The sequence below is a fragment of the Alteraurantiacibacter lauratis genome (genome assembly GCF_037154155.1).
Lineage (GTDB): Bacteria > Pseudomonadota > Alphaproteobacteria > Sphingomonadales > Sphingomonadaceae > Alteraurantiacibacter > Alteraurantiacibacter lauratis.
The window spans coordinates 158,934-170,412 of the sequence record NZ_JBANRN010000005.1; the positions used below are offsets into that span (position 1 = coordinate 158,934).

General features: G+C 62.9%; 10 protein-coding genes. 1 reads left to right on the top strand and 9 read right to left on the bottom strand.

The features are described 5' to 3' along the window. Positions 1-15: 15 nt before the first annotated feature. From WFP39_RS07090 to WFP39_RS07105, 4 genes are read right to left on the bottom strand one after another with little or no spacing between them, the layout of a single operon-like run. On the bottom strand, positions 16-1,143 hold the full coding sequence (locus WFP39_RS07090; RefSeq protein ID WP_336918587.1) for an ABC transporter ATP-binding protein: 1,128 nt from the start codon (positions 1,141-1,143) through the stop codon (positions 16-18). Between the two features lie 4 nt (positions 1,144-1,147). Next, positions 1,148-1,993: an ABC transporter permease gene (locus WFP39_RS07095; RefSeq protein ID WP_336918588.1), complete on the bottom strand. Its 846-nt coding sequence runs from the start codon at positions 1,991-1,993 to the stop codon at positions 1,148-1,150. After that, positions 1,993-2,895, bottom strand: coding sequence for an ABC transporter permease (locus WFP39_RS07100; RefSeq protein WP_336918589.1), 903 nt, complete (start codon positions 2,893-2,895; stop codon positions 1,993-1,995). Before WFP39_RS07100 ends, WFP39_RS07095 begins: the two co-directional genes overlap by 1 nt. Before the next feature lie 40 nt (positions 2,896-2,935). Further along, positions 2,936-4,057: an ABC transporter substrate-binding protein gene (locus WFP39_RS07105; protein WP_336918590.1), complete on the bottom strand. Its 1,122-nt coding sequence runs from the start codon at positions 4,055-4,057 to the stop codon at positions 2,936-2,938. Positions 4,058-4,280: 223 nt separating this feature from the next. Here WFP39_RS07105 and WFP39_RS07110 point away from each other — a divergent pair, with 223 nt between their 5' ends. Then, a complete protein-coding gene (locus WFP39_RS07110) occupies positions 4,281-5,177 on the top strand; it encodes a LysR family transcriptional regulator (protein ID WP_336918592.1) in 897 nt (298 codons plus the stop codon). A gap of 16 nt (positions 5,178-5,193) precedes the next feature. On the opposite strand, the gene WFP39_RS07115 is transcribed toward WFP39_RS07110, so the two are convergent. The 5 genes from WFP39_RS07115 to WFP39_RS07135 all read right to left on the bottom strand — a co-directional run bounded on the left by WFP39_RS07115 (position 5,194) and on the right by WFP39_RS07135 (position 11,341). Next, a complete protein-coding gene (locus tag WFP39_RS07115) occupies positions 5,194-6,582 on the bottom strand; it encodes a glutamine synthetase family protein (RefSeq protein WP_336918593.1) in 1,389 nt (462 codons plus the stop codon). Further along, positions 6,579-7,934: an aspartate aminotransferase family protein gene (locus WFP39_RS07120; protein ID WP_336918595.1), complete on the bottom strand. Its 1,356-nt coding sequence runs from the start codon at positions 7,932-7,934 to the stop codon at positions 6,579-6,581. The genes WFP39_RS07115 and WFP39_RS07120 overlap by 4 nt, the downstream gene beginning before the upstream one ends. Beyond that, complete coding sequence (locus WFP39_RS07125; protein ID WP_336918597.1) at positions 7,931-9,205, bottom strand: NAD(P)/FAD-dependent oxidoreductase; 1,275 nt, start codon at positions 9,203-9,205, stop codon at positions 7,931-7,933. Before WFP39_RS07125 ends, WFP39_RS07120 begins: the two co-directional genes overlap by 4 nt. Before the next feature lie 3 nt (positions 9,206-9,208). Beyond that, a complete protein-coding gene (locus tag WFP39_RS07130; protein WP_336918598.1) occupies positions 9,209-10,558 on the bottom strand; it encodes a glutamine synthetase family protein in 1,350 nt (449 codons plus the stop codon). 72 nt (positions 10,559-10,630) lie between these two features. Continuing rightward, positions 10,631-11,341, bottom strand: coding sequence for a TorF family putative porin (locus tag WFP39_RS07135; protein WP_336918599.1), 711 nt, complete (start codon positions 11,339-11,341; stop codon positions 10,631-10,633). Between the last annotated feature and the right edge of the window lie 138 nt (positions 11,342-11,479).

Consider the following 11,479-nt stretch of genomic DNA (forward strand, 5'->3'; position numbering starts at 1 on the left):
AGGCAAGCCGATTCCCTAGCCCAGCAACACCACCGGACTGTCGGCGCGCCAGTGCATCGACACCTTGTCGTCCCAGGTGAAATCCTCCTGATCGCGGCGCGACAGATTGGGCCGCGAGACGCGCAGCATTGCCCCCGATTCCAGCTTGATGTCGAACAGGGTGATGTCACCCAGATAGCTCATCCCCTTGATCGTGCCGCGCGCGAAATTGTGCCCGTCAGGCGCATCTTCGGCCGCAGCGCGCACGGCCTTTCCGTCACCCGGCACGTGGAGGTAGATCTTCTCCGGCCGGATCGCCACCCACACATCCGCCCCGTGCGGGCCGGTAACGCCGTGGTTGAGCCACACCTTGCCAAGACCGGGGCAATCCACCGCCGCCCGGTCCGGCTCGTCCAGCGTAAGCTTGCCTTCGAACAGGTTCACCGACCCGACGAAATCGGCGACAAAGCGGTTCGCCGGAAACTCGTAGAGGTCGGACGGCGTCGCCAGCTGCGCCACTTCGCCCTTGTTCATCACCGCGATGCGCCCCGCCATGCTCAGCGCCTCGTCCTGATCATGCGTCACGGTGACGAAGGTGATGCCCACCTGGTCCTGCAAATCGGCCAGTTCGAACTGCATCTGCGCGCGCAATTTGGCGTCCAGCGCGGAAAGCGGCTCGTCCAGCAGCAGCACCTTGGGTCGCATCACCAGGCTGCGGGCCAGCGCCACGCGCTGCCTTTGCCCGCCTGACAATTGGTTCGGCATCCGGTCGGCAAAACCGTCAAGCTTCACCAGTTCCAACGCCTCGGCCACGCGGCTCTTGATCTCGTCCCCGCCCACCCGCGCAATCTTGAGACCATAGCCGACATTGTCCGCCACGCTCATATGCGGGAACACGGCGTAGGATTGGAACACCATGTTCACGGGCCGCTTGTTGGGCGGCACGCGGGCCATATCCTGCCCGTCGATAATCACTTGCCCCTCGGTAGGCAGTTCGAACCCGGCGATCATGCGCAGCAGCGTGGTCTTGCCGCAGCCCGACGGACCCAGCAGCACGAAAAACTCCCCCGGCATGATGTCCAGGCTGACATTGTCCACCGCGGTCACCGGGCCGAACCGCTTGGAGACATTCTTGATCTGGATGATCGGCTGCTTGCTTTCCATGGCCTCAATGCCTTTGGGTGATCTGGCCCATGCGGCTTTGCAGCTTGAGCGCAATTGTGGTGAGAATGACGGTGATGGCGATGACCATGGCCGATGCCGCGTTCACCTCTGGCGTGACCGAAAATCGCACCATCGAATAGACCTTGACCGGGAAAGTGATCGTGTTCGGCCCGCTGGTGAAGAAGGTGATCACGAAATCATCAAGGCTGAGCGTGAAGGCCAGCAGCGCGCCCGCAATCAGGCCCGGCTTCATATGCGGCAGCAGGATGTCACGGAAAGTCTGCCACTCGCTCGCGCCCAGATCCTTGGCCGCCTCCTCCTCCTCTCGGTTGAAACTGGTCAGGCGGCTGCGCACCACCATCGCCACGAAGGGGAAGCAGAAGGTGATATGCGCGATGATGATCTGCCCCAGATTGAGCGGCCAGGGCAGGTTGGCAGGAAATCCGATCCGGGCAAAGAATACCAGAAACGCGACGCCCAGGCAGATTTCGGGCACCACGATAGGCAAGGCCATCGCGCCTTCGGCCCCTGACTTGAACGGAAAGCGGAACCGCCACAGCATCACCGCCGCCAGCGCGCCCAGCACCACGCTGACCGCCGTGGCCAGCGCCGCAATAGTGAGCGAATTGAGCAGCGCCTCCATCAGGCTGGCATTGTTCAGCGCCCGTTCGTAGTAATCGAGCGTGAAACCGCGCCACACGATATTGCGGCGGCTGTCGTTGAAACTGAACGCGATCAGCGTGATCAGCGGCGCGTAGAGGAAGAACAGCACCAGCCCCACCCACAGCCGCATCGAGGTGCGACGCGAATATTCGAGCGGGGCAATGGGCGTGCGGCGTTTCCAGAACATCACTGCCGCCTTTCCGCCTGGCGCGATTTCATGGCCTGAATGGCAATCGCGATGAAGGTGGCATACATCAGCAGGAAGGACAAAGCCGCGCCAAACGGCCAGTCATTCGCGCGCTTGAACTGGCGTTCGATCACATTGGCGATCATCTGGCTGTCCGGCCCGCCCAGCAGATCGGGGGTCAGATAGGCACCCAGCGCCGGCACAAAGGTAATGATGACCCCCGAAATGATGCCCGGCGCGGCCAGCGGGGCGACAATCGTCAGCAGCGTGCGCACATGGCCCGCGCCCAGATCAAGGCTCGCCTCGATCAGCGATTTGTCCATCCGGTCAAGCGCGGCATAGAGCGGCAGCACCATGAAAGGCAGGTGGACATAGACAAGGCCGAAGATCACCGCGAAATTGTTGTAAAGCAGTTCCAGCGGCTCGAAAGCGCCGGGGGCGGGCAGCCCCACCAGCACCATCAGGTTTCCGTAATGCTCGTGCAGCCAACCCAGCGTCTGGTTGACATAGCCTTCGCGCCTGAGCACCGCGATCAGCGCATAGGTGCGGATCAGCAGGTTCGTCCAGAACGGCAGCATGATTGCCAGCAGCAGCCACGGCTTCCACTTGTCCGCCGCGAACACGATCGCCAGCGCCACGGGAAATCCCACCACAAGGCAGATGACGGTGGTGGCCGCCGCCACGAGCACCGATTTCCACAAAATGCCCAGATAGAGCGGATCGAGAGCGCGGGCGTAATTCGAAAACGTGCCCGAAATCTCGATCTCGGTCAGGCTGGCATTGGTGCCGAAACTGTACAGCCAGACAAGCCCAAGCGGGATCAGAAAAAAGAAGAGCAGCCAGAACATCGGGGCCACGGCAATTGCCGCAAACACCGCCTTGGCATTCTTCCAGCTTTCCATCCGGTTCCCCCCTTGGGCCTGTCAGGAAGAGATGCCGCGATCAGGCCGCACGGATGCGGGTGAAGGCTTCCTCGTACAGCGGCTGGTTGGTGGCGTTGTAGGCCGCATACTCGCACTTGGCGAGCAAGTCCGCCGGCGGGAAGATAACCGGATTGGCAGCGTATTCGGCCGGCATCAGCGCCTTGGTTGCCGCATTGGGGGTGGGATAGAGGATCGTCTCGGTAATCTTCTTGCCCACTTCCGCATCGAGCAGATTGTTGATGAACATATGCGCATTCTTGGGATGCGGCGCGCCCACCGGAATGCACAGATTATCCGAGTTGAGCTGGCTGCCTTCCTTGGGAATCACGAAATCGATATCGTCATCCTCGGTCATGATCTGGGCGATGTCGCCGTTATATTCCATGACGACATCCACTTCGCCCGACAACAGCAGATCCTGCCCGTTATCCTCGTGGAAAGTGCGGATGAACGGCTTTTGCCGGATCATCATCGCTTCGACCTGCGCGATGATTTCGGGCGTGATCGCGTTCACCGAATGGCCGAGATATTTCGCACCAAGCCGCATCACATCGCCCGCTTCGGAAAGCAGGGCAATGCGGTTTGCATATTCATTGGAATCGAACAGCACCTTCCAGCTGTCGGGCGGGCTCGAAACCTTGGATTTGCGGTAACCGATGCCGAGCGCCAGCCAGGTATAGGGCATCGAATGGACACGGCCCGGATCATAGCTGACATCGATAAAGCTGGGATCGATATTGGCCATGTTGGGGATCAGCGAGTGATCCAGCGGCTGCACAAGTTCGGCCTGCACCATGCGTTCGACAAAATCGTTCGACGGCACGATGACGTCGTACCCCGGATTGCCCGCGCGCAGCTTGGCGAACAGTTCATCGTTCGTCGCAAACAGGCTCATATTCACGGTGATGCCGCTCGCCTCGCGGAAATCGTCGAGCGTGGTTTCACCGATATAGGTGTCCCAGTTGTAGAAGTTGAGCGTCGCCTCCTCGCCCGTGCTGGCCAGACCGCCGCTGGAATCGCTGCACGCGGCCAGACCGCCGAAACTGATGCCGACTGCCGCCACGCCAAGCCCTTGCAGAAGCGAGCGGCGGCCCATTTGCAGTTGCCGGATGTCGATGGTGATGTCCCTGGAGTTGCTCATGACGGTCAAGCCCCTTGTTGTTGGCGCCAGAAACTTCAGATGCCAGCCCCAAACCGGATGCGGAACAGTGGCGAGTCCCTGCGCAGTCAAATCGTGATGCTACCCCAGCCTGACAATGCTGCAAGTGCACAATTGCGAAGAATGCCCTGATTCCACGCGCGCGCCAGTCGATTATGCAAAACGATAGCTATCGGAAAATCCGCTTGCTAGAAGATGCCCGCCCATGAACATCACGCTGCGCCAGCTCCGCTATTTCATCGCCGTGGCCGAAGCGCGTTCGGTATCGGGCGGATCGAATGCGGTGGGCATTTCGCAAAGCGCGGTGACCGATGCGATCCGCACGCTGGAACTGGAAACCGGGCTCACGCTGTTCAACCGCCATGCCAAGGGCGTTTCGCTTACCCGCGAAGGCAGCCAGTTCCTGCGCAATGCCCGCGCCATCCTTGATTCGGTCAACAATCTGGCGGTGGGCGTGGCGCAGGGGGAAGACCAGACCGAAGGCCGCATCCGCATCGGCGCAACGCCTTTGGTGACAGGCTATTTCTTTGCCGATCTCCTCTCTCAATTCCGCCGCCTCTACCCCCGGATCGAGGTTTCGCTGGTGGAAGACAAGCGCCCCTATATCGAACATATGCTGGTGGGCGGAGAGCTCGATCTCGCTCTCCTCAATGTCTCCACGCTGGAACAGAGGAGCGCGATCGATTTCGAAGTCCTGCTGCGCAGCGAATGCCGTGCGTGGCTGGCCCCGTCGCATCCGCTGGCGCAGGTGGACGGGCTTTCGCTGGCGCAACTGGAAAACGATCCGGTGGTGATGCTCAGCCTCGACGAGCTGGAAGGGTTGATCGAAGGCATCTGGGCGCATTTCGACCACCCGCCGCGCGTTGCCTATCGTACCACCTCGGTCGAAGGGGTGCGCAGCCTGGTGGGCACGGGCGCAGGGATTACGCTGATGCCCGATCTCGTCTATCGCCCCTGGACGCTGGAAGGCGATCGCATCCTCGCCAAACGCACGCGCGAGAGCCTGCCCACGGTCGATATCGGCATTGGCTGGCGGCGCCTGTCGCGCCATTCGGGGCCAGTCAAGCTGTTCCTCGAAACCGCGCAGAACCACCGCCGGTAAGGGGCTGTTCCGGGCCTTATGCGTTGCGCAAATACCAAGCGTAATCGGCCTCGGTGACCTGCGCCATGAAGTTCGCCATTTCCACCCGCTTCACGCAGGCATAATTCTTCACGAAGCGCGTCCCCAGATAGCGATTCATCTCCGCGCTTGCCTCGAAAGCATCGATCGCGGCGGCCCAGTTGTTGGGCAGCTTCACCTTGGCTTCTGGATGCTCATACCCGTTGCCCACCACCGCGGGGCCGGGATCAATCTGGTGCGCGATGCCGTGCAACATGCCTGCGAGCACGGCAGCACTCGCCAGCGTGGGATGCGCGTCCGCCCCGCATACGCGGTGTTCGACATGGCGCGACGATGGCGGGCCAGCGGGCACGCGCAGCGATACGGTGCGGTTGTTCACCCCCCATGTGGGCGCAACGGGGGCATAGGAATTGGCGCGAAAACGGCGGTAACTGTTCGCATTGGGCGCGAAAATTGCCATGCTGTCGGCCAGCAATGCCTTCATGCCCCCAATCGCATGGCGCAGCATCGGCGTGCCTTCGGGGTCTTCGCTGGCAAAGGCGTTGGCGCCGGCCTCGTCATTCATCGAGATGTGCAGGTGCATCCCGTTGCCCGCCTGGTCGGCAAAGGGCTTGGCCATGAAGGTCGCCTCGAAACCGTGTTGCATGGCGACACCTTTCACAAGCCGCTTGTACATCACCGCATCGTCGGTGGCGCGCAGCGCGTCGGCCTTGTGCCGCAGAGTCAGCTCAAACTGGCCCGGCGCGAATTCGGAAATCGCGCTTTCCAGCGGCAGCCCTTGCGCATCGCAGGAAGCGTAAAGCTCATCGAAGAAGGGCTTGAAATCCTGCAATTCCCTCAGGCCGTAGACCTGAATGTCTTCGCCGCGATGGCCCGACACCTGCCCGCGCGCAGGCAGCACCCGCCCGCCGTCCACATCGACAAGGTAAAACTCCAGCTCCACCGCCATGACCGGGGTCAAGCCGCGCTCGGCAAAGCTGTCCACCACCCGGCCCAGCACATGGCGCGGATCGAGATCGTTGGGCGTGCCGTCCAGCTCGTAAAAACTGGTCAGGAATTGCGCCGCCCCCTTGCCTAGCCACGGCGCGGGCACCAGCGTGCCGGGCACGGGGCGGACATAGCGGTCGGCATCGCCATCTTCCCACACCAGCCCCGTCTCCTCGGTATCGCGGCCGGTAATATCGACCACCAACACCGATCCGGGCAGGAAACGCCCGGTTTCGTACACCGCGATCACTTCGTGCTGGCGCAGGCGCTTGCCGCGCGGCACGCCCGACAGATTGGTGAAGATGATGTCCACCGCGTCCACATCGGGATGCGCGGCAAAGAAGGCGCGCGCCTCGTCAACGGAAGCAATCTTGTTCGAGCTGAAAGGCGGCTTGGTCATGCGGATGTTCCGATCAGGGTCTTGAGGCAATCGTCGAGAACTGACGCGAGCCGGTCCACCTGCTCCGGCCGGGTGGCGGGGCTGACCAGCGTCATATTGTGGAAAGGGGCGATAAGCACGCCGCGATTGATGAGGAACAGATGCAGCGCGCGTTCCAGCGGCCCCTGCATCGCGGCGCGGGCCTCGCTGCCATTGCGCGGGGCTTTGCTGGCGCAGATGAACTCACCCCGTGCGCCAATATGCGCGACATGCCAATCAAGGCCGTTGGCGCGGATAACCTCGGCCACCCGCGCCGCGAGCTGATCGCCCAGCGCCAACATGTGATCATAGGCCTCGCGCGTCATTACCTCGGTCAAACAGGCGCGCATCGCCGCCATCGCCAGCGCATTGGCCGACAACGTGGTGCCGATGCCCGAATGGCCCGTTTCCCCTTCCGCGCGGCACCGCTCCATCCGCTCGGCCACTTCGGCGGAAAAGCCGTAAACCGCGCAGGGCATCCCGCCCGCCACCGGTTTGCCCAGCACGAAAAGGTCGGGCATCGGGCCATAGGTCGCGCTGTGGCCGCCATAGCCGCTCGAAATCGTGTGCGTTTCATCGAACACCAGCAGCGTGCCATGGCGGCTGCACAGATCGCGCATCGCTTCCAGATATCCCGCATCGGGCAGCACCATGCCCACATTGGTGAGCGCCGGTTCGGTCAGCACGCAGGCGATGTCGCCCTTGGCCAGCGCTTCTTCCAACGCGGGCAGATCGTTGAACTCGACCACCACGGTATGTTGCCGCACATCATAGACCTGCCCCACCAGGCTGCGGCGCAATTCCGGCAGGCCATCGCGCAGATCGACGAACACATCGTCCACCGCACCGTGATAGCAGCCGTTGAAAACCAATATCTTGTCGCGGCCCGTAATCCCCCGGCACCAGCGGATGACTGCGCGGTTCGCCTCGCTGGCGCTGGATGTGACTTGCCAGAACGGCAGGCCAAACCGCTCGGCCAGCGCATCGGCCACGGCAATCGCATCCTCGCCCGGAAGCATGTAAGTAAGGCCGCGCGCGCCTTGCCGCGCCAGCGCCTCGGCAATGGGCGGCGGCGAATGGCCGAACATGGAGCCCGTGTCGCCAAGGCAGAAATCGTCGAAGCGGTGCCCGTCCACATCCCACAGCTCGGCGCCTTGCGCCCGTTCCACGAACAGCGGGAACGGCGTGCCCCAATCGAGCATCCAGTGGAACGGCACGCCCCGGTGCCAATGCGCAGCGGCCTGCCGCGCCAATTCAGCCGAACGCGGATTGGCAGCGGCAAAGTGCGCGGTTTCCCCGGCAATCATTGCGGCAATGGCAGCATCGCTAATCATAGGCGGTCACTCGCAGCGGCATAGGCCATGCCCAGCACATAGAGCGGCGTGCGCAGCAGCTTGCCGCCGGGAAACGGGCGATGCGGTATGCGCGCGAACAGATCGAACCGGTCGCGCTTGCCCTGCACCGCCTCGGCGAGCAAATCGCCCGCCAGCGTCGTGAGCAGCGCGCCCAACCCCGAAAAACCATGCGCGAACAGAAGATTGCCGCGCTGCCCGAATTGCGGCAGGCGGTTGCGCGTGATCCCCACCGCGCCGCCCCACGCGTAATCGATCCGCGCATCAGCCAACTGCGGGAACAGCCTGAGCATATGCGGACGCACGAAACCGGCAATGTCAGCGGGCGGCTTGGGCGTGTATTTCTCGCCCCCGGCAAAGATCAGGCGGTTATCGGCGGAAATGCGAAAGTAATTGAGCACAAAGCGGCTGTCGGACACCGCCGCCCCGCTGGGGATCAGCGCGCGCGCCCGTTCCTCTCCCAGCGGCTCGGTGGCGATATTGTAATTCAGCACCGGCATGGTGAAGCGCCCTGCATCGGGCGACAGATCCGCCATCATCGCATCGCAAGCCAGGATCACGCGCCCCGCGCGCACTTTACCCGTGGCCGTGCGGACGGTTGCGGGAACACCATCCGCAACGGAGGTGACGCGGCTGTGCTCGAACAGCCGCACCCCCGCCGCCTCGGCCGCGCGCGCCAGCCCCAGCGCGTATTTGAGCGGGTGGAAATGCCCGCCGCTCTGCACGTAAATCCCGCCGTGATAGCCATCGACCGCCAGATAGCGGCTGACTTCGGCAGGCGGCACCAGCACCGCATCCTCGTACCCCAGCAGCCGGTTGACGAAGGCGCACTCCTCGGCAAATGCGGCAAAATGCGCAGGCTTTGCCGCGACATGGAAATGGCCGGCGCGCAGGTCGCAATCAATCGCGTGGCGGGCAATCCGGTCATGCACACGCTCACGTGCGGACAGCGCAAGGCGATACAGCGCCTCGGCATGGGCCTTGCCCAGCATCGCGACCAGTTCCGGCCCGCTTTTGTTGAGGCCTGGGATCAATTGCCCGCCATTACGGCCCGATGCGCCAAAACCCGCCACCTCGGCTTCCAGCAGCACGGTATCGAGGCCCGCCTCCGCGCAGGCCAGCGCAGCAGAAAGCCCGGTGAAACCGCCGCCCACCACGCACACATCGGCGGATAGCTGCCCCTCCAACGCAGGGTGCGGGGCGGGCCGGTCAACCGATGCGGCGTAATAGCTGTTTGCCAGCGGATCAGCCACGGCTCAGACCTTGAGCAGCAGATGCTCACGCTCCCACGAGGAGATGACCGACTGGTAAGCGTAAAGTTCGGCATCCTTGATGGCGTAGAAGACCTCGAAGAAATCGGCGCCCAGATATTCGCGCACCTTCTTGCAATGGCTGAACCGGTCGAGCGCCCCTTCCAGCGTGCGCGGCAGCGTGCGCGCGCGGTTATAGGCATTGCCGGTGATCGCCTTGGGCGGCTGCATCCGTTCCACCATGCCGATATAGCCGCAGATGAGCGAGGCCGCGATGGCGAGATAGGGGTTGGCATCCGCGCCCGGCAGGCGGTTTTCGATACGGCGGTTCCGGGAATCCGACACCGGAATACGCAGGCCGCAGGACCGGTTGTCGCTGCCCCACTGCACATTGATCGGCGCATCGGTATCGGGCCGCATCCGGCGGAAGCTGTTTACATTGGGCGCAAACAGCGGCGAGATTTGCGGCAGCAAGCGCACAAGGCCTGCGATGTAACTGCGGAACAGCGCGCTGTCGCGGCCATTGGCGGTGGAGAAGACATTGCGCCCGGTTTCGACATCGAGCACCGATTGGTGGATATGCATCGCGCTGCCGGGCTGGTCGGACATCGGCTTGGCCATGAAAGTGGCATAGACGCCGTGTTCCAGCGCGACCTGCCGCACGATGCGCTTGAACAGCATCGCCTCGTCGGCCAGCGCCAGCGGATCGCCATGCTCGAAATTGACTTCGAGCTGCGCCGCTCCCGCCTCGTGGATCATCGTGTCGATGTTAAGGCCGGCCTTTTCGCACCAGTCATAGGTATGCTCGATGATGTCCTCGAACTCGCTCAGCGCTTCGAGGCCATAGGGCTGGCTGCCCGTTTCGGCGCGGCCCGATCGGCCCGTGGGCGGTTGCAGCGGGAAATCGGCGTCGAGGTTCTTGGAGACGAGGTAGAATTCCAGTTCGGGCGCGATCACCGGCTTCCACCCGCGCTTTTCAAACAGCGCCAGCACCTTTTTCAGGATGTGGCGCGGCGCGATGTCGAACGGCTTGCCCGCCCCGTCGAACGCATCGGCAATAACATAGGCTGTGGGCGTCTTGAAACCGGGCGCCTCGCGCAGCGTGTCGCCATCGGGCACGAGCACGACATCGGGGTCGAAAGACGGGACCACACCGTCAATGTCTTCGGGGTAATCGCCTGTCACCGTCACCGCAAAGACGCTGCCGGGAATGCGCAGCGTGCGGTCAGTGAGGCTTTTCAGGAACTTGTTTGCGGGCAACACCTTGCCGCGTTGAATGCCGTTCATGTCGGGCACGATGCATTCGACCTCGGCAATACCGCGTTCGCGAATCCAGGCGGCGATGTCATTGGTCATGATCGGGTGTCCGGTTGCGCGGCGGTGGCGGTGGCGGGGGTAGCGCCCGAAGGCCCACCCCCGCCCCTTTCATCAGAACGAGAACGCCAGCGAGACAAGCGCGGTCGGATCGCCCAGATTGCTGCCCGCGCGAGCGGTATCGACATAGGACACCGACGCGGTCACGCCGCTGGTCACTTCCATGTTCAGGCCCACCAGCCAGTCCACCTTGCTGTTGCCGAACGCGCCGTCTTCCAGACCGATCGAGCCCGATAGCGAAAAGGGCGTATCCCCAAGCGGGATTTCCGTGGCGGCATAGACATAGATGTTGTCGGTATTGCCCAGCGCGCCCTGACTGGGCGCATAGGCGACGCCCAGGGTCAGGTCCGCGCCGGCCACGGTCGTGCCGATGGACGAATAGACTTCCGCGTAATCGAAGCCGTCATTGCCCGGATACCAGTAATACAGTGCACCGACATCCAGCGTTACGCCGCCCAGATCGGTGGTCCAGCCACCATACAGGTCAACTTCCAGCTCGTCATTGCCGCTGCCGAGGTCCACATTGGACCCCCACACGCCCGCATAAAATCCCGATTCATGCGAAACGGCCAGTTCAGCGGTCAGTTGCGGGTTCTTGCCCGACAGCGAGACACCGCGGAATCGGTAGTCGGAGAAGACGGCAATTTCGCCATCGACTTCCCACGGGCCGGCGACCTCTTCCTCGTCCTGCGCCATGGCGGGCGTGGCGATTGCGGATATCAGGGCGAACGGTGCGGCCAGCGCCGCGATCTTGAGCAATTTCATGAAAACCCTCATTTGTCTTTCGGCCTGCATGACAGTCTGCGGACCCCTTGTTGCCATTGCTCCCCCGTGCGCGGCAAAGCCGTGGCCGGGTGCGAATGTTCCTCCTGCTGGCCGTTGACGGCCTTATTCGTGTGTATT